The 26,667-nt window shown below is 63.3% G+C and carries 25 protein-coding genes and 1 pseudogene; 11 read left to right on the plus strand and 15 right to left on the minus strand.

Features of this window, described 5'->3' with window-relative positions:
* Position 1: 1 nt before the first annotated feature.
* The 4 genes from ridA to QOS90_RS01165 form a co-directional block, all read right to left on the minus strand.
* Positions 2–382 (minus strand): deaminase RidA, encoded by a 381-nt coding sequence (gene ridA, locus QOS90_RS01150; protein WP_027592149.1) that lies wholly within the window; start codon positions 380–382, stop codon positions 2–4.
* A 23-nt stretch (positions 383–405) separates the two neighbouring features.
* Positions 406–2,514 carry a bifunctional GTP diphosphokinase/guanosine-3',5'-bis pyrophosphate 3'-pyrophosphohydrolase gene (spoT, locus tag QOS90_RS01155; RefSeq protein ID WP_027592150.1) on the minus strand — a complete coding sequence of 703 codons (2,109 nt, stop codon included), beginning with the start codon at positions 2,512–2,514 and terminating at the stop codon, positions 406–408.
* A 59-nt stretch (positions 2,515–2,573) separates the two neighbouring features.
* Complete coding sequence (gene rpoZ / locus QOS90_RS01160) at positions 2,574–2,837, minus strand: DNA-directed RNA polymerase subunit omega (RefSeq protein ID WP_012312123.1); 264 nt, start codon at positions 2,835–2,837, stop codon at positions 2,574–2,576.
* A 179-nt stretch (positions 2,838–3,016) separates the two neighbouring features.
* A complete protein-coding gene (locus tag QOS90_RS01165) occupies positions 3,017–3,889 on the minus strand; it encodes a LysR family transcriptional regulator (protein WP_027592151.1) in 873 nt (290 codons plus the stop codon).
* 244 nt (positions 3,890–4,133) lie between these two features.
* Here QOS90_RS01165 and QOS90_RS01170 point away from each other — a divergent pair, with 244 nt between their 5' ends.
* The 3 genes from QOS90_RS01170 (at position 4,134) to QOS90_RS01180 (ending at position 7,909) form a co-directional block, all read left to right on the plus strand.
* A complete protein-coding gene (locus QOS90_RS01170; RefSeq protein WP_371097094.1) occupies positions 4,134–5,477 on the plus strand; it encodes a glutamine synthetase family protein in 1,344 nt (447 codons plus the stop codon).
* Between the two features lie 4 nt (positions 5,478–5,481).
* On the plus strand, positions 5,482–6,255 hold the full coding sequence (locus QOS90_RS01175; protein ID WP_027592153.1) for a gamma-glutamyl-gamma-aminobutyrate hydrolase family protein: 774 nt from the start codon (positions 5,482–5,484) through the stop codon (positions 6,253–6,255).
* Positions 6,256–6,367: 112 nt separating this feature from the next.
* Complete coding sequence (locus QOS90_RS01180) at positions 6,368–7,909, plus strand: APC family permease (protein WP_027592154.1); 1,542 nt, start codon at positions 6,368–6,370, stop codon at positions 7,907–7,909.
* Positions 7,910–8,023: 114 nt separating this feature from the next.
* Here the strand turns inward: QOS90_RS01180 and gmk are convergent, their stop codons facing one another.
* Entirely contained in the window at positions 8,024–8,644 is a 621-nt protein-coding gene (gmk, locus tag QOS90_RS01185; RefSeq protein ID WP_027592155.1) for a guanylate kinase, read from the minus strand.
* A gap of 13 nt (positions 8,645–8,657) precedes the next feature.
* On the minus strand, positions 8,658–9,521 hold the full coding sequence (locus tag QOS90_RS01190) for a YicC/YloC family endoribonuclease (RefSeq protein WP_085272162.1): 864 nt from the start codon (positions 9,519–9,521) through the stop codon (positions 8,658–8,660).
* Positions 9,522–9,746: 225 nt separating this feature from the next.
* Between QOS90_RS01190 and rph the strand changes: the two genes are divergently transcribed.
* Positions 9,747–10,469 carry a ribonuclease PH gene (gene rph, locus QOS90_RS01195; RefSeq protein WP_027592157.1) on the plus strand — a complete coding sequence of 241 codons (723 nt, stop codon included), beginning with the start codon at positions 9,747–9,749 and terminating at the stop codon, positions 10,467–10,469.
* A 139-nt stretch (positions 10,470–10,608) separates the two neighbouring features.
* Here the strand turns inward: rph and crc are convergent, their stop codons facing one another.
* Entirely contained in the window at positions 10,609–11,388 is a 780-nt protein-coding gene (gene crc, locus QOS90_RS01200; RefSeq protein WP_003253401.1) for a catabolite repression control protein Crc, read from the minus strand.
* 80 nt (positions 11,389–11,468) lie between these two features.
* Here crc and pyrE point away from each other — a divergent pair, with 80 nt between their 5' ends.
* Positions 11,469–12,110, plus strand: a complete 642-nt coding sequence (gene pyrE, locus QOS90_RS01205) for an orotate phosphoribosyltransferase (protein ID WP_008091580.1) — start codon at positions 11,469–11,471, stop codon at positions 12,108–12,110.
* 163 nt (positions 12,111–12,273) lie between these two features.
* On the opposite strand, the gene argB is transcribed toward pyrE, so the two are convergent.
* The 4 genes and pseudogenes from argB to coaBC form a co-directional block, all read right to left on the minus strand.
* Entirely contained in the window at positions 12,274–13,179 is a 906-nt protein-coding gene (gene argB / locus QOS90_RS01210) for an acetylglutamate kinase (RefSeq protein WP_027592158.1), read from the minus strand.
* Positions 13,180–13,209: 30 nt separating this feature from the next.
* Positions 13,210–14,583: pseudogene (locus tag QOS90_RS01215) on the minus strand (phosphomannomutase/phosphoglucomutase); the annotation flags it as partial.
* Positions 14,584–14,718: 135 nt separating this feature from the next.
* Complete coding sequence (gene dut, locus QOS90_RS01220; RefSeq protein WP_027592160.1) at positions 14,719–15,174, minus strand: dUTP diphosphatase; 456 nt, start codon at positions 15,172–15,174, stop codon at positions 14,719–14,721.
* A 5-nt stretch (positions 15,175–15,179) separates the two neighbouring features.
* On the minus strand, positions 15,180–16,391 hold the full coding sequence (coaBC, locus tag QOS90_RS01225; protein ID WP_027592161.1) for a bifunctional phosphopantothenoylcysteine decarboxylase/phosphopantothenate--cysteine ligase CoaBC: 1,212 nt from the start codon (positions 16,389–16,391) through the stop codon (positions 15,180–15,182).
* Between the two features lie 127 nt (positions 16,392–16,518).
* On the opposite strand from coaBC, the gene radC reads away from it, so the two are divergent.
* Entirely contained in the window at positions 16,519–17,199 is a 681-nt protein-coding gene (radC, locus tag QOS90_RS01230) for a RadC family protein (protein WP_085272163.1), read from the plus strand.
* 120 nt (positions 17,200–17,319) lie between these two features.
* Here the strand turns inward: radC and QOS90_RS01235 are convergent, their stop codons facing one another.
* A complete protein-coding gene (locus tag QOS90_RS01235; protein ID WP_085272164.1) occupies positions 17,320–18,909 on the minus strand; it encodes an ABC transporter substrate-binding protein in 1,590 nt (529 codons plus the stop codon).
* Positions 18,910–19,269: 360 nt separating this feature from the next.
* Here QOS90_RS01235 and rpmB point away from each other — a divergent pair, with 360 nt between their 5' ends.
* Together rpmB and rpmG are read left to right on the plus strand one after the other, a co-directional pair.
* A complete protein-coding gene (gene rpmB / locus QOS90_RS01240) occupies positions 19,270–19,506 on the plus strand; it encodes a 50S ribosomal protein L28 (protein ID WP_003253504.1) in 237 nt (78 codons plus the stop codon).
* A gap of 11 nt (positions 19,507–19,517) precedes the next feature.
* Entirely contained in the window at positions 19,518–19,673 is a 156-nt protein-coding gene (gene rpmG / locus QOS90_RS01245) for a 50S ribosomal protein L33 (RefSeq protein ID WP_003253507.1), read from the plus strand.
* A gap of 68 nt (positions 19,674–19,741) precedes the next feature.
* Here rpmG and QOS90_RS01250 read toward each other — a convergent pair whose 3' ends face one another.
* Positions 19,742–20,101, minus strand: coding sequence for a cupin domain-containing protein (locus QOS90_RS01250; protein WP_085272165.1), 360 nt, complete (start codon positions 20,099–20,101; stop codon positions 19,742–19,744).
* A 196-nt stretch (positions 20,102–20,297) separates the two neighbouring features.
* Between QOS90_RS01250 and QOS90_RS01255 the strand changes: the two genes are divergently transcribed.
* Together QOS90_RS01255 and QOS90_RS01260 are read left to right on the plus strand one after the other, a co-directional pair.
* Positions 20,298–21,791, plus strand: a complete 1,494-nt coding sequence (locus tag QOS90_RS01255) for an aldehyde dehydrogenase (RefSeq protein WP_027592165.1) — start codon at positions 20,298–20,300, stop codon at positions 21,789–21,791.
* A 139-nt stretch (positions 21,792–21,930) separates the two neighbouring features.
* The gene (locus QOS90_RS01260; RefSeq protein WP_085272166.1) at positions 21,931–23,070 is read left to right on the plus strand and encodes an MFS transporter; all 1,140 of its coding nucleotides are present in this window, start codon (positions 21,931–21,933) and stop codon (positions 23,068–23,070) included.
* A gap of 120 nt (positions 23,071–23,190) precedes the next feature.
* Here QOS90_RS01260 and QOS90_RS01265 read toward each other — a convergent pair whose 3' ends face one another.
* Complete coding sequence (locus QOS90_RS01265; RefSeq protein WP_085272167.1) at positions 23,191–24,744, minus strand: phospholipase D family protein; 1,554 nt, start codon at positions 24,742–24,744, stop codon at positions 23,191–23,193.
* A 60-nt stretch (positions 24,745–24,804) separates the two neighbouring features.
* On the minus strand, positions 24,805–26,235 hold the full coding sequence (locus QOS90_RS01270) for an aminotransferase-like domain-containing protein (RefSeq protein ID WP_177323868.1): 1,431 nt from the start codon (positions 26,233–26,235) through the stop codon (positions 24,805–24,807).
* 178 nt (positions 26,236–26,413) lie between these two features.
* Here QOS90_RS01270 and QOS90_RS01275 point away from each other — a divergent pair, with 178 nt between their 5' ends.
* Positions 26,414–26,644, plus strand: a complete 231-nt coding sequence (locus QOS90_RS01275) for a DUF1127 domain-containing protein (protein ID WP_085272169.1) — start codon at positions 26,414–26,416, stop codon at positions 26,642–26,644.
* Positions 26,645–26,667 lie beyond the last annotated feature (23 nt).

A 26,667-nucleotide genomic window follows, 5' to 3' on the forward strand; every position in this document is an offset into this window, starting at 1 on the left:
ATCACTCGATGACCAGGATCGCGTCCATCTCGACCTGGGAGCCTTTTGGCAGCGCGGCAACGCCAATGGCGGCGCGGGCTGGGTAAGGCTGTTCGAAGTAACGGCCCATCACTTCGTTGACCTTGGCGAAGTGGCTCAGGTCGGTGAGGAAGATGTTCAGCTTGACGATGTCTTTGAACGAGCCACCCGCGGCTTCAGCCACAGCCTTGAGGTTCTCGAAGACCTGCACGGTCTGGGCCTCGAAGCCTTCGACCAGTTCCATGGTCTTGGGGTCCAGTGGGATCTGGCCCGACATGTAAACGGTGTTGCCGGCCTTGATTGCCTGGGAGTAGGTACCGATGGCGGCAGGGGCCTTGTCGCTGTTGATGACGGACTTGCTCATGATGACTCCTTGCGGTTGGCGGACTACGTACGCATGCGGGTGATGCGGACCACACCGGTCAAGGTACGCAGCTTCTTGATCACTCGTGCCAGGTGCACGCGGTCGTGCACGCTGACCACCAGTTGGACCACGCTGATACGGCCGTCGCGTTCGTCCATGCTGATCTTCTCGATGTTGCCGTCGGCGGCATTCACGCTGCTGGCCAGCAGCGCAATCAGGCCGCGCTGGTGCTCCAGCTCGACACGCAGCTCGACATTGAATTCGCCAGCGATGTCCTTGGCCCAGGAGAGCTGCACGCACTTCTCTGGGTTGTGGCGAATTTCACTGATGTTGCGGCAGTTCTCCAGGTGCACGACCATGCCTTTGCCCGCCGACAGGTGGCCGACGATCGGGTCACCGGGGATCGGCGTGCAGCATTTGGCGTAGCTGAGCACCAGGCCTTCGGTGCCGCGAATGGCCAGCGGGCCTTCCGGCGTCGGCAGCTGTTCGCCTTCGGCCGACAGCAGGCGCCGCGCGACCACATAGGCCATGCGGTTGCCCAGGCCGATGTCTTCGAGCAGGTCCTCGATAAGCTCCAGGCGGTACTCGGCGAGAATCGCCTGAATGCGCTCCTGCGGGATCTTTTCGAGGCTGCTGTCGAAGCCGGTCAGCACCTTGTTCAGCAGGCGTTCGCCGAGGCTGATGGACTCGGAGCGGCGCTGTTGCTTGAGGGCGTGGCGAATGTGCGTGCGTGCCTTGCCGGTGACCACGAAGTTGAGCCAGGCCGGGTTCGGCCGGGCGCCCGGCGCGCTGACGATCTCTACCGTCGAACCGCTTTGCAGGGGCTCAGACAGGGGCGCCAGGCGGCGGTTGATGCGGCAGGCGATGCAACTGTTGCCCACGTCGGTGTGCACCGCATAGGCGAAGTCGACGGCCGTGGAGCCTTTCGGCAGCTCCATGATCCGGCCCTTGGGCGTAAAGACATAGACCTCGTCCGGGAACAGGTCGATCTTCACGCTCTCGATGAATTCCAGCGAGTTGCCCGCGCGCTGCTGCAGTTCGAGGATGCCCTTGACCCACTGGCGCGCCCGCGCGTGGCTGCCTTTTGGCTGCTCGTCGTCGTTGGACTTGTACAGCCAGTGGGCGGCGATACCGTTGTTGGCCATCTCTTCCATCTCGCGGGTGCGGATCTGGATTTCGATGGGCACGCCGTGCATGCCGAACAGCGTGGTGTGCAACGACTGGTAGCCGTTGGCCTTGGGGATCGCGATGTAGTCCTTGAAGCGACCGGGCAGCGGCTTGTACAGGTTGTGCACGGCGCCGAGCACGCGGTAGCAGGTGTCGACCTTGTCGACGATGATGCGGAAGGCGTACACGTCCATGATCTCGTTGAAGGCGCGGCGCTTGCCGCGCATCTTCTTGTAGATGCCATAGAGGTGTTTCTGCCGGCCGCTGACCTCGCCCTGGATGCCGTCGGCAGCCAGGCAGTTGGCCAGCGATTGTTCGATTTTAGCGACGATCTCTTTGCGGTTGCCGCGGGCGCTCTTGACCGCCCGGTGAATCAGCGACGAACGCATTGGGTGCATGGCCTTGAAGCCAAGGTCTTCGAATTCGACGCGCACGGTGTGCATGCCCAGCCGGTTGGCGATGGGGGCGTAGATTTCGAGGGTTTCCTTGGCAATGCGCCGGCGTTTTTCACCGGACAGCACTTCCAGCGTGCGCATGTTGTGCAGGCGGTCGGCCAGCTTGACCAGGATCACGCGGATATCGCGCGCCATGGCCATGGCCATTTTCTGGAAGTTCTCGGCCTGCGCCTCGGCCTTGGTCTCGAAGTTCATCTGGGTCAGCTTGCTGACCCCATCGACCAGTTCGGCAACCGTCTCGCCAAATTGCTGGCAGAGGGCTTCCTTGGCGATGCCGGTGTCTTCGATCACATCGTGCAGCATGGCGGCCATCAGGCTCTGATGGTCCATGTGCATGTCGGCGAGGATGCTGGCCACGGCCAGCGGGTGGGTCACGTAGGGCTCGCCGCTGCGGCGGCGCTGCCCGTCGTGGGCCTGCTCGGCGTAGAAATAGGCGCGCCGAACCAGGTTGACCTGTTCGGGGCCCAGGTAGGTCGACAGCCGTTCGGCTAAGGCTTCTATACCCGGCATGGGTTCACCTCTTGCAGAGGAAGAGGGCCTTGTGCCGCGCGACGTCGACCTGGCATCAATCAGACAGCCTCGTTGGACTCGTCCTCGAACGCGGCGAAGACCGGATCCTCGGTGACGATCTCTTCAGCAGCGATGAACTCGTTGGTGACGATGCCTTCGGCGATTTCACGCAGGGCAACAACGGTCGGCTTGTCGTTTTCCCACGCGACGCGTGGCTCTTTGCCGCCGGTCGCCAGCTGACGGGCGCGCTTGGTCGAGAGCATGACCAGCTCAAAGCGGTTATCCACGTGTTCCAGGCAGTCTTCAACAGTTACGCGGGCCATGGTCTTCCTCAGTAGCAATTGCGGTGGGCGTGCAGCCCAATATGGGCAGGCGGACTCGATAGTATAAAAATTCACCAGCCAATAGGGAAGCGCTGTTTTGCCACGCGCGGATCAGGCCCGCCCCTGTGGGGGCGGGTTTAGCCGCGAAAGAGCCGCAACAGACACCCTCCTCTTGTATCTCACAACATCGCGTCGCGCAACCGCGGGGTCAATTCCTCGAACAATGTCTGCACCGAGCGTAACGCCCGGCAATCGGGCCGGGTCAGCAGCCACAGTTGGGTGTCGCAACCGGGCAGCGGGCCACTCAGCGCATCGACGCCAGGCAAGGCATGCACCATGTAGTCGGGCAGCGCCGCCACGCCCAGCCCGGTGCTGACCAGTTGCGCTATGGTCGACATGCCGCTGCACTGGTAGCGCGGGCTCAACCCAGGGTATTGCTGGTTGCGCCAGACCACGGTCGGGTGGTCCTGCATCGAGTCGTCCGGGGCAATCCACGGCACGCTGCTGGCCGACTCGGTCAGCCGTTCGCGCCACTGCGGCTGGCCGCAGATCACGTAGGAGGTCGAGCCCAGGCAGCGGCCTACCAAGTGTTCGGGCGGCGTATTGGTCAGGCGCAGGGCGATGTCGGCATCGCGCCGGCTGAGGTTGGCGAAGGTGTTGGAGGTGCCCATTTCCAGCGACAACGCCGGGTAATTGGGCATGAAGTCGGCCAATGCCGGCAGCAGCAGGCTGTGCATTACCGCCTCGGTGCAGGTCAGCCGCACCGTACCGCTGACCACCTGTTCGCCGCTGGTCATGGCGATGCGCGCGGCTTCCAGGGCCTGTTCGGCGCGCTCGGCCTGCTCAGCCAGAGCCTGGGCGGTGTCGGTGGGCAGGTAGCCTTTACGGCTTTTGACGAACAGCGCGGTGCCCAGTGCCGACTCCAGGCGACGGATCGAGCGGAACACCGTCGAGACGTCCACCTTGAGCAGTTCGGCAGCCTTGGCCAACGAGCGGCCACGTTCCAGGGCCAGGACCAGGGAGAGGTCGGCGTGGGTAATCTGATATTGCATTGATGCACGCTCTGCTTGCCGAAATGCCAATGTCTGTTGCGTTGAGGCCATTTTATAGTGGAACCGCCCCTGGGAATCAATGCGCCCGGTCGGGCAACCAATCCCCACGATGGGAAAGTGAAAAAAACAACAGCTGCAACCATCGTCGCCCGTGAGGCGCCAGCCGTATCCCCACATCGCCGCAGCAAATCAAAGGATGTACACCATGACGTCGGTCACCCCGTGCGCCAGTTCTTCCAGCGAGATGAAAGACTTCCTCCAGGCCCATCCGGATACGCAGTATGTCGATCTGCTGATCTCCGACATGAATGGCGTGGTACGCGGCAAGCGCATCGAGCGGGCCAGCCTGCACAAGGTGTACGAAAAAGGCATCAACCTGCCGGCGTCACTGTTTGCCCTCGACATCAACGGTTCGACCGTTGAAAGCACCGGCCTGGGCCTGGACATTGGCGATGCCGACCGCATCTGCTACCCGATCCCCGGCACGCTGTGCAACGAGCCGTGGCAGAAACGCCCGACCGCCCAGTTGCTGATGACCATGCACGAGATCGAAGGCCAGCCTTTCTTCGCCGACCCGCGCGAAGTGCTGCGCCAGGTGGTGAGCAAGTTCGACGACCTGGGCCTGGATATCTGCGCCGCGTTCGAACTCGAGTTCTACCTGATCGACCAGGACAACCTCAACGGCCGCCCGCAACCGCCGCGCTCGCCTATTTCGGGCAAGCGCCCGCAGTCGACCCAGGTGTACCTGATCGACGACCTCGACGAATACGCCGACTGCCTGCAAGACATGCTCGAAGCGGCCAAGGAGCAAGGCCTGCCGGCCGATGCCATCGTCAAGGAAAGCGCCCCGGCGCAGTTCGAGGTCAACCTGCACCACGTTGCCGACCCGCTGAAGGCCTGCGACTACGCCATCCTGCTCAAGCGCCTGATCAAGAACGTGGCCTACGACCATGAGATGGACACCACCTTCATGGCCAAGCCCTACCCGGGCCAGGCGGGCAACGGGCTGCACGTGCACATCTCGCTGCTGGACAAGAAAACCGGCAAGAACATCTTCGCCAGCAGTGACCCGCTGGAAAGCGACGCGCTGCGCCACGCCATCGGTGGCGTGCTGGAGACCATGCCGGCGTCGATGGCCTTCCTCTGCCCGAACATCAACTCGTACCGTCGTTTCGGCGCGCAGTTCTATGTGCCCAACGCGCCGAGCTGGGGCCTGGACAACCGCACCGTGGCGGTTCGCGTGCCGACCGACAGCAGCGAGAACGTGCGCATCGAGCACCGTGTGGCCGGCGCTGACGCCAACCCTTACCTGATGCTCGCGGCCATTCTCGCCGGTATTCACCACGGCCTGACCAGCAAGGTCGAGCCGGGTGAACCGATTGAAGGCAACTCGTACGAACAACTGGAACAGAGCCTGCCGAACAACCTGCGCGATGCCCTGCGCGCGCTGGATGACAGCGAAGTGCTCAATCAATACATCAGCCCGGATTACATCGATATCTTCGTCGCCTGCAAGGAAAGCGAGCTGGCCGAGTTTGAAGTGTCGATCTCCGACCTCGAGTACAACTGGTACCTGCACACGGTGTAAGCCCATGAGCGCAAATGCGGTCCCCTTGATCGGTATCAGCGCCTGCCGCCAGCAGGTGGGGAAGAACTCGTCGCACACGGTGGGCGACAAGTATGTCGAGGCGGCCGGCTTTGCCGGGCTGCCGCTGATTTTGCCGGCGCGCGACGAGGGCAGTGATACCTCCGCGCTGCTGGCCCAGCTCGACGGCATTCTTTTTACTGGCTCGCCTTCAAATATCGAACCGCATCATTACAATGGCGCCCCCAGCGTGGAGGGTACCCGGCATGATCGCGCGCGCGATCGCCTGACCCTGCCGCTGCTGCAGGCGGCGATTGCCGCCGGTGTGCCGGTGTTCTGCATTTGCCGTGGGTTCCAGGAATTGAATGTGGCCCTTGGCGGCACCTTGCACCAGCGTGTGCAGGAGCTGCCTGGCTACCTTGACCACCGCGAACCTGAGGACGCACCCCTGGAGGTGCAATACGGCCCTCGTCACCCCGTTGGCATCGCGCCTGGCGGGTTGTTCGAGCGCCTGGGCCTGGCTGCGCAATTCGAGGTCAACTCGTTGCACAGCCAGGGCATCGACCGCCTGGCCCCTGGGCTGCGCGTCGAGGCGCGGGCCCCGGATGGCCTGATCGAAGCGGTGTCGATGCCAGATGCGCCGGGCTTCGTGCTTGGCGTGCAGTGGCACCCTGAATGGCGTTTTGCCGAAAACCCGGTCTCCCGGCGCCTTTTCCAGGCGTTTCGCGAGGCCTGTATTGCCCATGCTGCACGGGAGGGTACGCGCCAGAAGGCATTCTGACGTCACCCGAAAGTCTCGGATGACGCACCCCTGTTGCAAGCTTTCAATGAGTGAAAGCGGGCCTTGTACGCAAGGCCCGCGAAAACAATTCCAAAATTTACGGCACATACTCATGAGCGATTACACAGAAGCCGGCCGCCCACCCGATGTGGCGGCCGACGCGGGCAACACCCAGCGCAGCAAGGGCTTGGCCAAAGGCCGCCTGGGCTTGCTGGCCAGCGTGGTGCTGGGCATTTCCACCATCGCCCCGGTCTATACCCTGACCGGCGCGCTTGGCCCAACCGTGCGAGAGGTCGGTGCCCACCTGCCTGCGGTATTCATCGTCGGCTTCCTGCCGATGCTGCTGGTCGCCCTCGGCTATCGCGAGCTGAATTCGGCAGAGCCGGACAGCGGCACCTCGTTCACCTGGTCGGCGCGCGCCTTTGGCCCGATGATCGGCTGGATTGGGGGCTGGGGGTTGGTGGTCGCCACCACCATCGTGCTGTCGAACCTGGCAGGCGTGGCGGTCGACTTCTTCTACCTGTTCCTGGGGCAGATCACCGGCAACCATGGCCTGGCGGCCTTGGCGGACAACCTGCTGATCAACATCAGTACCTGTTGCGTGTTCATCGCCCTGGCGGTGTGGATCTGCTGTCGCGGCATAGCCACCACCATGACGGTGCAGTACGGCCTGGTGGCCCTGCAGTTGCTGGTGCTGATTGGCTTCGCCTTCGCCGCCTTCGGTGGCACCACTGCGCCGCCACCGCTGGAATTCGATTTCGCCTGGTTCAACCCGTTCGGTGTCGAGTCGTTCTCGGCCTTTGCCGCGGGGCTTTCACTGTCGATCTTCATCTTCTGGGGCTGGGACACCTGTCTGACCGTCAGCGAAGAATCGGTGGGCAGCGAAGAGGTGCCGGGCAAGGCCGCCACTTGGACCGTGATGTTGATCCTCGGCCTGTACCTGTTCACCGCCATCGCCACCCTGCAGTTTGCCGGTATCAGCGAAACGGGCCTGGGCCTGAACAACCCGCGCATCCAGGAGAACGTCTTTGCCCACCTGGCCGGCCCGGTGATGGGGCCGCTGGCGATCCTGATGTCCATCGCCGTACTGGCCAGCACCGCAGCGTCGCTGCAGTCGACCTTCGTGGCACCGGCGCGCACCCTGTTGGCCATGGGTTACTACGGTGCGGTACCGCCTAAGTTCGCCAGCGTTTGCCCGCGTTCGCAAACCCCGCGCTATGCCACCATCTGCGCTGGCCTGGCCGCCGGCCTGTTCTACGTGACCATGCGTACCCTGAGCGAGAACGTGCTGGCCGACACCATCACCGCGCTGGGGATGATGATCTGCTTCTACTATTCGCTGACTGCGTTTGCCTGCGTCTGGTACTTCCGCGACAGCCTGTTCGACAGCGTGCGCCACTTCGTCATGCGCGGCCTGTGCCCGCTGGTCGGTGGGGTCATCTTGTCGGTGATCTTCGCGCGTACCGCGATCGACAGCGCTTCGCCAGACTTCGGCAGCGGCTCGCATGTGGGTGGGCTGGGGCTGGTGTTCGTGATTGCCGCGATCATTTCGGTGCTTGGCATCGGGCTGATGCTGCTGTCGCGGATGCGGGCGCCGGCGTACTTCCTGGGGGCGACCCTGCGTCAGCAGGCGACCCTGCCGCTGGCGGAGTAATGCAGAGGGGGCGCTTTGCGCCCCATTCGCAGCACAAGGCTGCTCCTACATCCTTGCCTTTGTAGGAGCAGCCTTGTGCTGCGAATGGGCTGCAAAGCAGCCCTGCTCGGTCTCTCAGGAGAGCAGTTCTTTCAGCAGCCCACCGTGGCGTTGCTGTTGCTTCTTCAACTGCAGGCGGTTCGAGCGGAACACCGCCTTCAACTCCTCCAGCGCGACGCCGAAGTCATCATTGATGATCAGGTAGTCGTACTCGTCGTAGTGCACCATCTCGCTGACCGCTTCTTTCATGCGCCCGGCGATGATCTCCTCACTGTCCTGCCCACGCCCATCCAGGCGCTGACGCAGCGCTTCCTGGCTGGGTGGCAGGATGAACACCGAGAGTGCCTCGGGCATCAGCTTGCGCACCTGCTGGGCACCTTGCCAGTCGATTTCCAGGATCAGGTCGAAGCCCTGGTCGAGGGTCTGCTGCAGCGCGCTGCGCGAGGTGCCGTAGAAGTTGCCGAACACTTCGGCATGCTCGAGGAAGTCGCCTTGCTCGATCAGTGCCTTGAATTCTTCGTGCACGACGAAGTGGTAGTTCACCCCGTGCTGCTCACCCGGGCGCATGGCGCGGGTGGTGTGCGAGACCGAGACGCGGATTTGCTTGTCGTCCTGGGTCAGGGCCGTTACCAGGCTGGTCTTGCCGGCACCCGAAGGGGCCGAAACGATGTAGAGGGTGCCGCTGCTGTGGTTCATGGTCGGGGTGGCCTTACTCGATGTTCTGTACTTGTTCACGCATCTGTTCGATCAATACCTTCAGGTTGACCGCCGCTTGCGTGCTACGCGGGTCGAATGCCTTGGAGCCGAGGGTATTGGCTTCGCGGTTGAGTTCCTGCATCAGGAAGTCCAGGCGCCGGCCGGCCGCGCCGCCCGACTTGAGCACGCGGCGCACTTCGGTGACGTGGGTGGCGAGGCGGTCGAGCTCTTCGGCGACGTCGCTCTTTTGCGCCAGCAGCACCATCTCCTGCTCCAGGCGTTGCGGGTCGAGCTCAGCCTGCATGTCGCCGAAGCGGTCGAGAATTTTCTGCCGCTGGGCCGCCAGCATCTGCGGCACCAGGGCGCGCAGTGTGGTGACCTCGGTGGTCATGTTGTCCAGGCGTTCGTTGATCAGCCGGGCCAGCTCCTGGCCTTCACGCAGGCGCCCGGCCTTGAGCTCGGCCAGCGCGTCGTCGAACAGCGCCACGGCCTCGGCGTTCAGCGCTTGCGGGTCGCTGGCGTCGGCAACCAGCACGCCGGGCCACGACAGCACTTCCAGGGGGTTCAGCGGGGCCGGCTGCTTGATCAGGCCAGCCACCTCTTCGGCGGCGGCGACCAGCTGTGCGGCGCGCTCACGGTCCACTTTCAGTGGCTTGCCGGTGCTGTCTTCGTTGAGGCGCAAGGTGCATTCCACCTTGCCGCGCGACAGCCCCTGGCGCAGGCCTTCGCGTACCGCGCCTTCGAGGTCGCGCAGGGCCTCGGGCAGGCGCAGGTGCGGCTCCAGGTAGCGGTGGTTGACCGAGCGCAGCTCCCAGACCAGGGTGCCTTGGCTGCCGGCGCGCTCGACACGAGCAAAAGCGGTCATGCTGTGCACCATGGGGAGTACCTCGCGTAGATGAATGAACAGGGAAGCCTCTCGGCTGCAAGGCGCAGGATTGTAGCGCAGTGGGGCCTCGGCGCCCAATCCAGCCATGTTACAGAGGGCGAAATGCGCAGTGGGAAAAGGCGACAGGCTGTCAGGGGCGCGACAATAGGCGTGTCCTCCCGCAGCTGCGAGCTCTATAATGCTCGGCAGATTCAAGTCCCAGTACAGGTATCCCAGATGAAACGTCCAAGTGGTCGCGCCGCCGATCAGCTCCGCTCGATCCGCATCACCCGCAACTACACCAAGCACGCCGAAGGGTCGGTACTGGTCGAGTTCGGTGACACCAAGGTCATCTGCACGGTCAGCGTGGAGAATGGTGTGCCCCGCTTCCTCAAAGGCCAGGGCCAAGGCTGGCTGACAGCCGAATACGGCATGCTGCCGCGCTCCACCGGCGAGCGTAACCAGCGCGAAGCCAGCCGTGGCAAGCAGGGCGGCCGCACCCTGGAAATCCAGCGCCTGATCGGCCGCTCGCTGCGCGCCGCGCTGGACATGAGCAAGCTCGGTGACATCACCCTGTACATCGACTGCGATGTGATTCAGGCCGACGGTGGCACTCGCACCGCGTCGATCACCGGTGCCATGGTCGCCCTGTGCGATGCCCTGGCCGTGATCAAGAAGCGTGGCGGCCTCAAGGCTGGCAACCCGCTCAAGCACATGATCGCCGCGGTTTCCGTGGGCATGTACCAAGGCGAGGCCGTGCTCGACCTGGACTACCTGGAAGACTCCGCCGCCGAGACCGACCTGAACGTGGTCATGACCAGCGCCGGTGGTTTCATCGAGGTACAAGGCACCGCCGAGGGCGCGCCGTTCCAGCCTGAAGACCTGAACGCCATGCTCGCCGTGGCGCAGAAGGGCATGAACGAGATCTTCGAACTGCAGCAGGCCGCCCTGGCCGACTGATTCATAGCAATTGGGGCCGCTTCGCGGCCCATCGCCGGCAAGCCGGCTCCCACCGCGACTGCGCAAACTTCACGTCATGCGCTATGCCCGTGGGAGCCGGCTTGCCGGCGATGGGGCGCGAAGCGGCCCCAATGGTTTTCTAGATGGTCAACGTCCAGTCATAGTCCACAATCAGCGGCGCATGCTGCGAGAAGCGCGGCTGACGCGGCAGGCGGGCGTTACGCACGAAGCGGCGCAGGCCTGGGGTGAGGATCTGGTAGTCGAACCGGTAGCCCAGGTTGAGCATCTCGGCCTGTTCGTTGTCCGGCCACCAGCTGTACTGGTCGCCTTCACGGCTGACTTCACGCAGGGCATCCACGTAGCCCATCTCGCCCGTGATCGCGTCCATCCAGGCACGCTCCGGTGCCAGGAAGCCAGGCGATTGCTGGCTGTCGCGCCAGTTTTTGATGTCGAGCTTCTGCTGCGCCACGTAGAACGAGCCGCAATAGATGTACTCGCGACGCTTGCGCCGCTGTTTGTCCAGGTACTTGGCGAAGTCGTCCATCAACTTGAATTTCTGGTTCAAGTCTTCGTCGCCGTTCATGCCCGAAGGCAGCAGCAGGCTGGCAATACTGACTTTGTCGAAATCTGCTTGCAGGTAACGCCCGTAACGGTCGGCTGTCTCGAAGCCCAGGCCGGTGATGACTGCCTTGGGCTGCATGCGCGAGTAAAGGGCTACGCCACCTTGGGCGGGCACCTCCGCGTCGCAGGCATAAAGGAAATAGCCATCGAGCTGGAAAGCTGGGTCGTCGAGTTCAAAGGCCGAGGCGCGGGTATCCTGAAGGCAGATGACGTCGGCATTCTGGGCTTGCAGCCAGCTGAGCAAACCACGCTCGGCCGCAGCCTGAATGCCATTTACGTTCACACTGATGATCCGCATAAATGGCCCCAAAAATCTCGTGCGTGTATGATACCCGAGCTCAACTCATTTAGCTAAATCCGTGGTGTCCGGGACTTTCCATGCAGCCGTATCAGCGCGACTTCATTCGTTTTGCCATCGACCGCGGCGTTCTGCGCTTCGGCGAATTCACCCTGAAATCGGGGCGTACCAGCCCGTACTTCTTCAATGCCGGCCTGTTCAACACAGGTTCTGCACTGGCGCAATTGGGCCGTTGCTACGCGGCGGCCATCGTCGACAGCAAGATCCCGTTCGACGTGCTGTTTGGTCCAGCCTACAAGGGTATCCCCCTGGCGGCGACCACCGCCGTGGCCCTGGCCGATCAGCATCAGCTCGACGTGCCATGGTGCTTCAACCGTAAAGAAGCCAAGGATCACGGCGAAGGCGGCAGCCTGGTTGGCGCGCCTTTGGCAGGTGACGTACTGATCATCGACGACGTGATCACGGCCGGCACGGCCATCCGTGAAGTCATGCAGATCATCAATGCCCAGCAGGCCAAAGCCGCTGGCGTGCTGATCGCGCTTAACCGCGAAGAGCGCGGCAATGGCGAGCTGTCGGCGATCCAGGAAGTGGAGCGTGACTTTGGTATTCCGGTGGTCAGCATCGTTTCGCTGACCCAGGTGCTGGAGTTCCTGGCCGATGATCCGCAGCTCAAGCAGCATCTGCCTGCTGTTGAAGCGTATCGGGCGCAGTACGGAATCTGATTCCGGCTCGGTAATAAAAAAGGCGACCTTTGGATGAAGGTCGCCTTTTTTTGTGTCGCCTGTCCTGGCCTCTTCGCGGGTAAACCCGCTCCCACAGGATCTGCGCCAACACCTGTGGGAGCGGGTTCACCCGCGAAGAGGCCAGTGCAGGCTAACTAATCACTCAGCGCGGCTTGCGGTTGGTGATCAGGGTACCCACGCCGCTGTCGGTGAAGATCTCCAGCAGTACCGCGTTCGGCACGCGGCCGTCGATGATGTGCGAGCTGTTCACGCCGCCCTGCACCGCATCCAGTGCGCACTTGATCTTCGGCAGCATGCCGCCGTAGATGGTGCCGTCGGCGATCAGCTCGTTGACTTGCTCAGTGGTCAGGCCGGTCAGCACCTGGCCCTGCTTGTCCATCAGGCCGGCGATGTTGGTCAGCAGCATCAGCTTCTCGGCTTTCAGTGCCTCGGCTACCTTGCCCGCCACCAGGTCGGCGTTGATGTTGTACGACTCACCGTTGGCGCCCACGCCGATCGGCGCGATCACCGGGATGAAGTCACCCTTGACCAGCATGTTCAGCAGGTCGGTGTTCACGCTCACGACTTCGCCGACGTGGCCGATGTCGATGATTTCCGGGGTGGTCATCTCTGGCGTCTGGCGGCTGACGGTCAGCTTCTTGGCGCGGATCAGCTCCGCGTCCTTGCCGGTCAGGCCGATGGCGCTGCCGCCGTGGCGGTTGATCAGGTTGACGATGTCCTTGTTGACCTGGCCGCCCAACACCATCTCGACCACGTCCATGGTGGCCGAGTCGGTCACGCGCATGCCGTCGATGAAGTGGCTTTCGATCGACAGGCGCTTGAGCAGGTCACCGATCTGTGGGCCACCACCGTGGACCACCACCGGGTTGATGCCCACAGCCTTCATCAGCACGATGTCACGGGCGAAGCCGGTTTTGAGCTCCTCGCTCTCCATCGCGTTGCCGCCGTACTTGATCACCAGTGTCTTGCCGACAAAGCGGCGGATGTAAGGCAGTGCTTCGGACAAAACTTCGGCTACATGGGAAGCGGCATCGCGATCGAGGGTCATGCAGGGCTCCTGTAAGGAACAGATAGTCGGTCAGAACGGCAGTTGCAGCTCAGGGGCAACCCGCAGCAACTGGGCGCGGAAAACATCCTTGATACGTTGCAATTCGGCGTCGTTGTCGGCCTCGAAGCGCAGCACCAGCACCGGCGTGGTGTTGGAGGCGCGTACCAGGCCCCAGCCGTGGGCGTAGTCGACCCGCACACCGTCGATGGTGGTCAGGTTGGCCGCGCCCCAGTCGGCGTCGCGTTGCAGTGCATCAATGATGCTGAATTTACCCTCGTCGGTCACATCAATATTGATTTCCGGCGTGGAAATATCGTTCGGGAACGCTGCGAACAGGCTTTCGGCGTCTTGCCCGGCCTTGCTGAGGATCTCCAGCAGGCGTGCGGCACTGTAGATGCCATCGTCGAAACCGTACCAGCGTTCCTTGATGAAGATGTGCCCGCTCATCTCGCCGGCCAGCAACGAACCGGTCTGTTTCATCTTCTTCTTGATCAGCGAGTGGCCGGTCTTCCACATCAGCGCGCGGCCGCCATGCTGTTCGATCAGCGGGGTCAGGCGACGGGTGCATTTGACGTCGAAGATGATCTCGGCGCCCGGGTTGCGCGACAGCACGTCCTGGGCAAACAGCATCAGCAGGCGGTCGGGGTAGACGATGGTGCCGGTGTTGGTCACCACGCCTACGCGGTCGCCGTCACCGTCGAACGCCAGGCCGATGTCGGCCCCGGTTTCCTTGACCTTGGCGATCAGGTCCGCAAGGTTTTCTGGCTTGCCTGGGTCTGGGTGGTGGTTAGGGAAGTTACCGTCCACCTCGCAGAACAGCGGGATAACGTCGCAGCCCAGGGCTTCGATCAGCTGCGGGGCGATGACACCGGCAGCGCCGTTGCCGCAGTCCACCACCACCTTGAGCTTTTTCGCCAGCTTCACGTCGCCGACGATTTGCTGGTAATAGCGCTCGAGGATTTCGACCTTTTCCACGCTGCCTTCGCCACGGCTCAGGTCGTTGGTTTTCAGGCGGGTCTGCAGGGCCTGGATCTGTTCGTTGGCCAGGGTGTCGCCTGCGATGACGATCTTGAAGCCGTTGTAGTCCGACGGGTTGTGGCTGCCGGTGAGCATCACGCCCGATGTGCCGGCCAGCACGTTGGCGGCGTAGTACAGCGCCGGGGTCGGGACCAGGCCGACATCACTGACCTGGCAGCCAGCGTCGGCCAGGCCTTTGATCAGCTGTTCCACCAGCATTGGGCCGGACAAGCGGCCATCGCGGCCAACGGAAATCTTGGGCTCGCCCTGGGCGAGGGTCTGCGCGCCGATGGCGCGGCCGATCCAGTAGGCGGTTTCGGCATGGAGGGTCTTGCCGACCACGCCGCGAATGTCATAAGCGCGGAAAATGCTGTCCGGCAGTGCGGGGACCAGGTGGGCCATTTCGTTCATCTCTGGAAGCTCCATTAGTCAAAGGCTGTCTGGGCAGGCGCAAACTGAACGCTTGGACGGTGGTTTCGCCAGAGAGTTCGCCATCCTTGGCCTGAACGGTCAGCTGTCGGCTCAGTGGCTGCCGGAGTGGCCGAAGCCGCCAGTGCCACGCTGGCTTTCGTCGAAGGCTTCGACGATGTCGAAGTGCGCCTGCACCACCGGCACCAGCACCAACTGGGCGATACGCTCGCCAATGGCGATGGTGAACGGGGTGTTGCCGCGGTTCCAGCACGACACCATCAGCTCGCCCTGGTAGTCCGAGTCGATCAAGCCGACCAGGTTGCCCAGCACGATGCCGTGCTTATGGCCCAGGCCCGAGCGTGGCAGGATCATGGCTGCCAGGCCCGGGTCGCCGATGTAGATCGACAGGCCGGTGGGGATCAGCAGGGTCTGGCCGGGCTCGAGGACGGTGTCCTCCTTGAGCAGGGCGCGCAGGTCCAGGCCGGCAGAGCCTGGGGTGGCGTACTGCGGCAGGGGGAATTCGGTGCCCAGGCGTGGGTCGAGGATCTTGGCTTGAAGAGCGTGCATGTAACTTATTGAACCTGGTTGAGCCGTTCGGCGATGAAGGCGACCAACTGCCGGGCGATCTTGCCCTTGCTGGTCTGCGCAAAGAGGGTCTGGTGCTGCTGGCGGTCGATCACGGTCAAGGCGTTCTCTTCACTGTTGAAGCCGATGCTGGGGTTGGCCACATCATTGGCGACGATCAGGTCGAGGTTCTTGTCCTTGAGCTTGCGTGTGGCGTAATCGAGCAGGTGTTCGGTTTCGGCGGCGAAGCCGACGCTGAACGGGCGGTCGCCACGGCCAGCGATGGTCGCAAGGATATCGGGATTACGCACCATCTGCAGCAGCATGCCGTCGCCGGTCGTAGGATCTTTCTTGAGTTTTTGCGTGGCAACTACCTCTGGCCGGTAGTCCGCGACCGCTGCCGAGGCAATGAACAGGTCGCAGGGCATGGCCGCTTCACAGGCCGCGAGCATGTCCCGCGCGCTGACCACGTCGATGCGGTTGACCCGGTCGGGGGTCGGCAGGTGCACCGGGCCGGTGACGAGGGTCACCCGAGCACCGGCTTCGGCGGCCGCCTCAGCCAGGGCGAAGCCCATCTTCCCGGAGCTATGATTGGTGATGTAGCGGACCGGGTCGATGTTTTCCTGGGTTGGGCCGGCAGTGATCAGCACGTGTTTGCCGGTCAGCGTCTGGCGCTTGAAGCTTTCGGCGGCGCACCAGGCCAGGTCGGTGGCTTCGAGCATACGGCCAAGGCCTACGTCGCCACAGGCTTGGCTGCCGGAAGCTGGGCCGAACACCTGGATGCCGCGGCTTTTGAGCAGGTCGAGGTTGGCCTGGGTGGCCGGGTCACGCCACATCGCCTGGTTCATGGCCGGGGCGACGGCAACGGTGGCGTCGGTGGCCAGGATCAGGGTGGTCAGCAGGTCGTCGGCCATGCCTTGGGCCATGCGCGCCATGAGGTCGGCCGTGGCGGGGGCGATGAGGACCAGGTCGGCCCACTTGGCCAGCTCGATATGGCCCATGGCCGCTTCGGCGGCGGGGTCGAGCAGGTCCATGTGCACCGGGTGGCCGGACAGCGCCTGCAGGGTCAGCGGGGTGATGAACTCTGCACCGCCACGGGTCATGACGACGCGCACCTGCGCGCCGTGCTCCAGGAGTCGGCGGATCAGTTCGGCGCTTTTGTAGGCGGCAATGCCGCCACCGACGCCGAGGACGATGCGCTTGTGATACAGCCGCTGCATAGGCTTTTGCCTTTTTCCAGTGAAAGCGGGCGGCGACAAGAACTGCCTGCGGCAGAACGTCGCATGTACGAGGCGAAATAGATTAACACAGGGCCCAAACGTGCCGCAGCAGGACCAAGGAGTGGGGATGAGTATCAGGGAATGGCCGGCTGAAGAACGGCCGCGGGAGAAGTTGTTGTTGCGGGGGGCGAACAGCCTTTCGGATGCTGAGTTGCTGGCTGTGTTTCTCGGTTCTGGCGTGCGTGGTCGCAATGTCGTAGAGCTGGCGCGAGGGTTGCTGCTGAAGTTCGGCGGTTTGCGCCAACTGCTGGAAGCCGACAGGGAGGCTTTTGTGGGGGAGCTTGGGCTTGGCCCGGTGAAGTACAGCCAGTTGCAGGCGCTATTGGAAATCGGGCGCAGGAACCTTGCGACCTCCATTGAACGTGATTCCGCTATGGATAACCCGTCGGCCGTACGCAAGTACCTCAAGGCCATGCTGCGCCATGAAGCCAGTGAAGTGTTTGGCTGCCTGTTTCTGGATACCAAGCACCGGCCGCTGGCGTTCGAGATCCTGTTCAGGGGGACGATCGACCGGGCCAGTATCTACCCGCGGGAAGTGGTGCGCCGAGCGTTGCTGCACAACGCAGCGGCGTTGATCCTGTGCCATAACCACCCGTCGGGCAACAGCGAGCCCAGCCAGGATGATGTGCACATGACGTTGGCGCTAAAGCGCGCGTTAGGGCTGATCGATGTACGGGTGCTGGACCACATCATCGTGGGCGATGGCGAGCCGTTGTCGATGGTGGAGGAGGGGTGGATCGTTGCTTAGCGGTGTACTTGTGCCGGCCTCTTCGCGGGGCAAGCCCGCTCCCACAGGTACCGCACAGCATTCAAAGGCTGTGAGGTACCTGTGGGAGCGGGCTTGCCCCGCGAAGAGGCCGGCACAGGCTTACTTGGTCACCGAAACCTTGCTGAAATCCAATCGCCCAAACGGGCTCACCTGGTACCCCTCGACCCCCTGGCGCAGCAGGGTCGCCGCGGTCGGGTGCGCCAGCGGCACCCACAGCGCCTGTTGCTGGATCAGCGTCTGCGCCTGCTGGTACAGCCGGCTGCGTACGCTCTGGTCATTGGTGGTGCGCCCGGCGTTGATCAGCTGGTCGAGGCGGCTGTCGCAGAACCGTGCAAAGTTGGTCCCCGACTTCACCGCCGCACAGGAAAACTGCGGGCTGAGGAAGTTGTCCGGGTCGCCGTTGTCACCCGCCCAGCCCATGAACAGCAAGTCATGCTCGCCGGCCTTGGCGCGGCGGATCAGCTCGCCCCACTCGATCACGCGGATTTCGGCCTTGATGCCGATCTTGCCCAGGTCGGCCTGCAGCATCTGCGCGCCAAGGCTGGGGTTGGGGTTGAGCAGGCTGCCCGAAGGGCGGGTCCAGATCGTGGTGCTGAAGCCGTCAGGCAGGCCAGCCTTGGTCAGCAAGGCCTTGGCCTTTTTCAGGTCCAAGGGGTAGCCGGGCAGGTCCTTGGCGTAGCTCCAGGTGTTGGGCGGGTAGGGGCCGTTGGCGGCCGTCGCGGTGCCTTCGAACACCGCCTTGAGGTAAGCCTGTTTGTCGAAGGCCAGGTTGATGGCCTGGCGCACCTCTGGCTTGTCCAGGGGCGGGTGTTCGCTGTTGATGGCGACGAAGGCGGTCATGAAGGCCGGCGTGCTGGCTACCGTGAGGTTGCCATCCTTGCCGGCTTCAGCGATGTCCAGCGGCTTGGGCGACAGGGCCACCTGGCACTCGTTGCGCTTGAGTTTTTGCAAGCGCACGTTGGCATCGGTGGTGATGGCGAAGATCAGCGGGTCGACCGCAGGCTTGCCGGCGAAGTAGTCGGGGTTGGCGCGGTAGCGCACCACGGCGTCCTTCTGGAAACGCTGGAAGACGAACGGCCCGGTGCCGATCGGCTGGCTGTTGAGTTTGTCCGGCGTGCCCGCCTTGAGCAGTTTGTCGGCATACTCGGCGGAATAAATCGAGGCAAAGCCCATGCTCAAGGTGGCCAGGAACGTGGCATCCGGGTGGGTCAGGGTGAAGCGCACAGTGTGCGGCTCGGGGGCATCGATCGACTTGATCAGGCTGCCCAGTTGCAGCGATTGCGCATGCGGGTAACCGCCCGGCGCAGTCTTGTGCCAGGCGTGGGCCGGGTAGAGCATGCGCTGGAAGCTGAACAGCACGTCGTCGGCGTTCAGCTCGCGGGTCGGTTTGAAGTAGGCGGTGGTGTGAAACTTCACGTCATCGCGCAGCTTGAAGTCGTAGATCAGGCCGTCTGCCGACACCGTCCAGCTCGCCGCCAGGCTGGGGACAACCTTGCCTTGGCCGGCGTCGAACTCCACCAAACGGTTCATCAGCACGTCGGCCGAGGCATTGGTGGTGGTCAGCGAGTTGTACTGGACCACGTCGAAGCCTTCGGGGCTGGCTTCGCTGCAGACACTCAGCGGGGCTGCCTGGGCGATGCCGGCGGCAAACAGGGAGGTAAACAATAAGGAAAAGGCGGCGGCACGCATCGTGACTCCTTGGCTGTCAGTGGCCCATCTGCCAGTGCAGTCTGGAAACGTCCTACCCTAGTGTGCGCATCAGCAAATGACCACCCTCTTTTTCTGTCGGCTGGCGACGAGTGGTCGACAGTGCGCCGCGCTAGTCGCTATGCTGCTCGCGCACGATTTGCCTCAGCTAGATGCTCATCATCTGTTGTTGCAATGCAGTCTTTCTGGTATAAAGCAGCGCTCTTTTCTAGGGGCTCGGCCTGTCGCATCAGCGGATCCGGTCGATAAGACCTCCAGAATCACGGCGCCTGGCGCCAAAGACTGAGAGATTAAGCGGCCAACCCATGCCGGGTTGGGCATGTGGTTTTAGAGGGCTGAGTCATGTCGAGAGTCTGTCAAGTTACTGGTAAGGGTCCAGTAACCGGGAACAACATTTCCCACGCAAACAACAAAACCCGTCGTCGTTTCCTGCCGAACCTGCAGCACCACCGTTTCTGGGTTGAGTCCGAGAAGCGTTTCGTGCGTCTGCGCGTTTCCGCCAAGGGCATGCGTATCATCGACAAGCGCGGCATCGACGCCGTTCTGGTTGACATCCGTAAAGCTGGCGCCAAGGTTTAAGGGAGAACATCATGCGTGAATTGATCCGTCTGGTTTCGAGTGCCGGTACCGGCCACTTCTACACCACCGACAAGAACAAGCGCACCACTCCGGACAAAATCGAGATCAAGAAATATGATCCGGTTGTTCGCAAGCACGTGGTGTACAAGGAAGCCAAGATCAAGTAATTGATCGGCAACCTTAAAAAAAACCCGCATCCGAAAGGACGCGGGTTTTTTTTTGCCTGCCAGGACCCTTACTTCTGCTCGAACATCACGTAGATCTTGCGGCAAGGCTCCAGCACCTCCCAGGTGCCTTTGAAGCCGGCCGGGATGACGAACCGATCACCGGCGCGCAGGGTCTTGGCGCTGCCATCCTGGTCGCGCAGCACCGAAACGCCCTGCACGATTTCGCAATATTCGTGCTCGGTATAGTTCACGGTCCACTGCCCGACTTCACCTTCCCAGACACCCGCCGCAAACTGGCCGCACGGGCTGGAGTAGTGGTTATAGACGGCCTGGTCGGGCTCGCCCTTGAGGATTTTCTCTGCCGCCGGGCGGTAGCGTTCAGCCTCGGTCAGAACCTGGGCGAAGTCGATGATGCTGGCGATGCTCATGGTGCGGCTCCTGTTGTTGTTTAATAAAATGAACATCAGTAGGCTTTTAGGCCTTTCGTGTCAAATATATTGATAGTTTACACAGGCTGGTTTAGGGTGTCGTTTGCCCGTGCGCGCGCGTCGCCCGGCCAGAATTCTGACAACGCCAGTGAGTCCTCAGTGCGGCGTTGCACCTAAACAAGAGGAGGAGTTTCGTATGACCACCCTGACTCGTGCGGACTGGGAACAACGTGCCCAGCAACTGAAGATCGAAGGCCGTGCCTTCATCAACGGCGAATACACCGACGCCGCATCCGGTGAGACCTTCGAGTGCCTGAGCCCGGTCGACGGACGCTTCCTGGCCAAGGTCGCCAGCTGCGACCTGGCTGACGCCAACCGTGCCGTCGAGAACGCCCGCGCCACCTTCGATTCCGGCGTCTGGTCGCGCCTGGCTCCGGCCAAGCGCAAGGCCAAGCTGATCCGCTTCGCCGACTTGCTGCGCAAGAACGTCGAAGAGCTGGCACTGCTCGAAACCCTGGACATGGGCAAGCCGATCGGCGACTCCTCGACCATCGACGTCCCAGGCGCGGCACAAGCCCTGCACTGGAATGCCGAAGCCATCGACAAGGTCTACGACGAAGTCGCACCGACGCCGCATGACCAACTCGGCCTGGTAACCCGTGAGCCGGTGGGCGTCGTCGGCGCCATCGTGCCGTGGAACTTCCCGCTGCTGATGGCCTGCTGGAAACTCGGCCCGGCCCTGGCCACCGGTAACTCGGTGGTGCTCAAGCCGTCCGAAAAATCGCCACTGACCGCCATCCGCATCGCCCAGCTGGCCATCGAAGCCGGCATCCCGGCCGGTGTGCTGAACGTGTTGCCAGGCTACGGCCACACTGTCGGCAAGGCCCTGGCCCTGCACATGGACGTCGACACCCTGGTGTTCACCGGCTCCACCAAGATCGCCAAGCAGCTGATGATCTACGCTGGCGAATCGAACATGAAGCGCATCTGGCTGGAAGCCGGCGGCAAGAGCCCGAACATCGTCTTCGCCGACGCACCGGACCTGCAAGCCGCTGCCGAAGCCGCTGCCAGCGCCATCGCCTTCAACCAGGGCGAAGTCTGCACCGCGGGTTCGCGCCTGCTGGTCGAGCGCTCGATCAAGGACACGTTCCTGCCCCTGGTGGTCGAGGCCCTCAAAGGCTGGAAACCGGGCAACCCACTGGACCCGCAGACCACCGTTGGCGCGCTGGTCGATACCCAGCAGATGAACACCGTGCTGTCGTACATCGACGCTGGCCACAAGGATGGCGCCAAACTGCTGGCCGGTGGCAAGCGCATCCTCGAAGAGACCGGCGGCACTTATGTCGAGCCGACCATCTTCGACGGCGTGACCAATGCCATGAAGATCGCCCAGGAAGAAATCTTTGGCCCCGTGTTGTCGGTGATCACCTTCGACACTGCCGAAGAAGCCATCGCCATTGCCAACGACACGCCGTACGGCCTGGCGGCTGGCATCTGGACCTCGGACATTTCCAAGGCCCACAAGACCGCCCGTGCCGTGCGCGCTGGCAGCGTCTGGGTCAACCAGTACGACGGCGGCGACATGACCGCGCCGTTCGGTGGCTTCAAGCAGTCGGGCAACGGCCGTGACAAGTCGCTGCATGCGCTGGAGAAGTACACCGAGCTGAAAGCGACCTGGATCAAGCTGTAAATCGCTGGGGCCGCGATGCGGCCCATTCGCGGGACAAGCCCGCTCCCACACGTTCACCGCTGATTTCAGAATCGCGGAGTACCTGTGGGAGCGGGCTTGTCCCGCGAATGGGCCCAAGAAAATCCAACAGGGGGAGCACATGCGCTGGGGCACCTACTTCGCCGTACTGGCATCCGTACTCAGCGTCGGCCTTGCGCTCGGCGTGAGCATGCCGCTGGTTTCCCTGCGCCTGGAGGCCTGGGGCTACGGCAGTTTCGCCATCGGCGTAATGGCAGCGATGCCCGCCTTGGGCGTACTGCTGGGTGCCAGCCTGGCCAGCCGCCTGGCCGGTTGGGTCGGCGTGCCTGCGGCCATGCGCCTGTGCCTCTGGGGCGGCGCGCTGTCGATCGGCCTGGTTGCGGTGCTGCCCAGCTACCCGCTGTGGTTGGCCCTGCGCCTGCTGATTGGCATGTCCCTGACCGTGGTGTTCATCCTCGGCGAAAGCTGGATCAACCAATTGGTGGTCGAGCAATGGCGTGGCCGCCTGGTGGCGCTGTATGGCAGCAGCTATGCCTTGAGCCAACTGGCCGGGCCACTGGTGCTGGGCTTTCTCGGTTCGGACGACGACTTTGGGTTCTGGGCCGCGACCGGCTTGCTGTTGCTGGCACCGCTGGTGCTGTTGGGCCGCGGCGGGGCGCCGACCACTGAAGCCTACAGCGTCACCTTCCGTGACCTGGTCGCTTTCTGCCGCCGCCTGCCGGTGATCGCCTGGGCAATCGCCCTGTTTGCCTCGTTCGAGGCGATGATCCTGACCTTGTTGCCTGTCTACAGCCTGCAGCAAGGGTTCACCACCGAGGTTGTCTTGTTCATGGTGAGCACGGTGGTGGTGGGCGATGCAGTGCTGCAGTTGCCGATCGGCGCGCTGGCTGACCACATGTCGCGGCGCACCCTGTTCACCGGTTGTGCGGTGACCTTGATGTGCTCCAGCCTGGCGATTCCGTTGCTGCTGCACACGCCGGTAATCTGGCCGCTGTGGGTGCTGTTCGGGGCCAGTGCTGGGGGGTTGTTCACCCTGTCGCTGGTGCTGATCGGCGAGCGTTATCGGGATGATGCGCTGGTACGTGCCAATGCCCATGTGGCGCAGCTGTGGGGCATCGGTTGCCTGCTCGGGCCGCTGTTGGCCGGGGCGGGTAGCCAGTGGATCAGCGGGCATGCGTTGCCGTTGTTGATGGCTATTGGGGCCGCAGGGCTGGTGGTGTTGACCCGTCGGCGCGGTGCCTTCGAACCTGCGCCTGCCTGATTTTTTTTGGACGCTTTGTAGCCCTTTCGCAGCACAAGGCTGCTCCTACAGGAATAGCGGTGCTCTGTAGGAGCAGCCTTGTGCTGCGAATGGGGCGCAAAGCGCCCCCCGCAATCGGAACTACAGCATCTTCTCCAGGCCAACCGCCTTGCTGATCCAGGCATTGAAGCGCCGCCAGAGCCCGCCAGGCTCTGCTGTCAGCGTGTGCAGCTGGCCATTGTCCTCGGTCACCCAGACCAGCTTGTCATTGGCCAGCCTGACCTGATAACTCAGCGCGGGCGCCATGCCCTGCACGGCCAGCTCGCGGGTGTATTCGGCCAGCTCCGGGCTGTCCACCAGCACCCCGACCTCGGTATTCCACAGCACCGAGCGCGGGTCGAAATTGAACGAGCCGATGAACGTCTTGCGCCGGTCGAAGACGATCGCCTTGCTGTGCAGGCTAGAATCGGAGCTGCCACGGAAGCTCAGGCGCCCGGCGCTCGGGTCGCCCGGCTGGCGGCGCAGCTCGAACAGTTGCACGCCATGTTCGAGCAGCGCACGGCGGTAGGGCGCATAGCCGCCATGCACCGCTGGCACATCGGTGGCTTCCAGCGAATTGGTCAGCAGCCTGACCGACGCCCCGGCATCGGCACGGCCGGTCAGGTACAGCAACCCCGGCTCGCCCGGCACGAAGTACGCCGATACCAGGATCAGCTCCTTGTGCACGTTGGCCAGTTCTGGCGCCAACTGCTGGCTCAGCAGCAGGTGGGGGTCGGGCTCGTCATCGGCTAGCACCTTGCTCGGCGCATCCCACAGCACTTGGCTGTGGGCCCAGATCAGCTCGTTGCGCCAGATATCCAGGCGCGGCTGCGACTGGTACGCCATCAACCGGTCATACAAGGCCTTGCGCCGCGTCCGCGCCTCGGCCAGGGAAACCTCCAGGCGGTGGCGGCTGGCGCGCAGGTCGTCGGCATCCGGCAGGCGCCAGAGAAAATCGCCGATCGGCCGGCTCAGGGCGCTGTTCCAGTACTGGTCGAAACTGTGGCCAAGTTGTTCGGCCACCGGGCCTACGCCCAGCAAGTCGATGTCGGTGAAGTTGAGGTTGGGCTCGGCATCGAAGTACTCGTCACCCAGGTTGCGCCCGCCGACGATGGCCATGCTGTTGTCCACCAGGAACAGCTTGTTGTGCATGCGCCGGTGCTGGCGCGACAGGTTGAACAGGCGGCCTACGGCCCGCGTGGCGCCGGTGCTGCGCCCTAGGTGCAGCGGGTTGAAGACGCGGATCTGGATATTTGGGTGGGCATCGAGGGTGCCCATGATGGTGTCCAGGCCATCGCTGGTGGTGTCGTCCAGCAGGATGCGCACGCGCACGCCTCGGTCGGCGGCGCGCAGCAGCTCATGCACCAGCGCACGGGTGCTGAGGCCGTCGTGGACGATGTAGTACTGCAGGTCGATGCTGGCCTGGGCGTTGCGGATCAGCTCGGCGCGCGCGCGAAACGCCTCGTTGCTGTTGGGCAACAGGCGAAAGCCCGAGCGCCCCTCATAAGGTGCCGCCTGGCGCAGCACCGAGCGGCCGAAGGCGGAATCGTTGGCCGGCAGGGCCTGGCTGACTTCGCGAGGGGCGCCGACGCTGGCACAGCCTGCAAGGCCGAGCAGTAGCGTCAGCAGAAGCGGCAGAGCTTGCTGCAATCTCAAGGTAAGCGCGTCCTGTACAGCAAAGGCTTAAGGGGTTGGACCGTGGAGGGCGGCGCAAAGTTACGCGCAGGCGTCGTCCTGATCCAGTAGACGAAGGGCGGTTTCACCCACGTTGCGCACGGCGGCCTCGATTGCCGGCGTAGGTTGGGCGGCGAAATTCATGCGCAGGCAGTGACGGAACTTGCCCGAGGCCGAGAAAATGCTGCCCACGGCAACCTGCACCCCCTGCTCCAGTAAAGCGCGGTTCAGCCGCAGTGTGTCGAAATGTTCGGGCAGTTCGACCCACAGCATGAAGCCCCCCTGGGGCCGGCTGACCCGGGTGCCCGGTGGGAAGTAACGGGTGACCCAGTCGCTCATCACATCGCGGCTGCGTTGGTATTGGCTGCGCATGCGGCGCACGTGGGGTTGGTAATGGCCGGCCTTGATGAAGTCGGCAATGGCCAGTTGCGGCTGGCTGGCGGTGCTGCCGGTGCTGATGTACTTCATGTGCAGCACCCGCTCCAGGTAACGCCCCGGCGCGACCCAGCCGATGCGCAGGCCGGGGGCCAAGGTCTTGGAGAACGAGCTGCACAGCAACACGCGGCCGTCGTCGTCGAACGACTTGAGGGTGCGCGGGCGCGGGTAGGTGTAGGCCAGGTCGCCGTACACATCGTCTTCCAGAATGGCCACGTCATAGCGCTGGGCCAGGCTCAGCAACGCCTTCTTGCGCGCCTCGGGCATGATGTAGCCGAGCGGGTTGTTGCAGCTCGGGGTGATCTGGATGAGCTTGATCGGCCACTGCTCCAGGGCCAGCTCCAGCGCTTCGAGGCTGATGCCGGTGACCGGGTCGGTGGGGATCTCCAGTGCCTTCATGCCCAAGCCCTTGAGGGTTTGCATGGCGCCATGGAAGCTGGGCGAGTCGACCGCGACGATATCGCCCGGCTCGCACACCGCGCGAATGCTGCACGACAGCGCCTCATGGCAGCCGGTGGTCACCACCAGGTCGGCCGGGCCCAGGCGGCAGCCGGAGTCCAGCATCAAGCGGGCGATCTGCTCGCGCAGGGCCAGGTTGCCATGGATGTTGTCGTAATACAGGCCAGGCATGTCCTGGCGCCGGCTCAGTTGGGCGAGGCTGCGCAACAGCGGCTTGAGGGTCGGGCTGTTGACGTCGGGCATGCCGCGGCCCAGTTGCATCACGTCCTGGCGCGGGGTGCTGCGGACCAGCTCCAGCACCTGTTCCCACTGGGAAATGTCCACAGGGCGCTGGGCCGGGCGGCTGACGGCGGGCAGGGCAGGGAGGTGGCGGTGTTCGCTGACAAAGTAGCCCGACTTGGGGCGCGGCGAGACCATGCCGCTGTCTTCGAGCATGCGGTAGGCCTGCTGCACGGTGCTCAGGCTGACGCCGTGTTCCATGCTGAGGGCGCGCACCGAAGGCAGGCGCTGGCCGGGGCGATACAGGCCTTGCTCGATACGGGCGCCGAGCAGCTCGGCGAGGTTGAGGTAGAGCGTCACGGCATACTCCAGCGTCGCCTGCATACAGCGACCAGTACAGTTGCGCTGAAAATACAGCATTCACGCGTCGATTCGCCAATTCTGTATGGGAATAATAAGCCGCTAGTGGATCTGTATTGTCACCATTGCCAACGCGCATGCTTGCTCCACGGTATCAACTGAACGGGAGAACGCAGTGATGGGTGGCATGAGCGATGTGCGCTTGCAACTGATGGCCAAGGACCTGGACGCCGGGCAGCGGGCCAAGGTCTTCAATGCGCCAGCGGGCCTGAGCCGTTGGGGGCTGATGGTGCATCGCTGGCATACCCGCAGGGCGCTGCTGCAGCTGACAGACGATGAGTTGCGCGATGTCGGGCTGAGCTGGGAGCAGGCCCGCACAGAAGGGTGCAAACCCTTCTGGAAGGCATAAACGGCTCAATTTGTAGGCACGGC

It is taken from the genome of Pseudomonas sp. LAIL14HWK12:I10 (genome assembly GCF_900184205.1).
Classification (GTDB): Bacteria; Pseudomonadota; Gammaproteobacteria; order Pseudomonadales; family Pseudomonadaceae; genus Aquipseudomonas; species Aquipseudomonas kermanshahensis.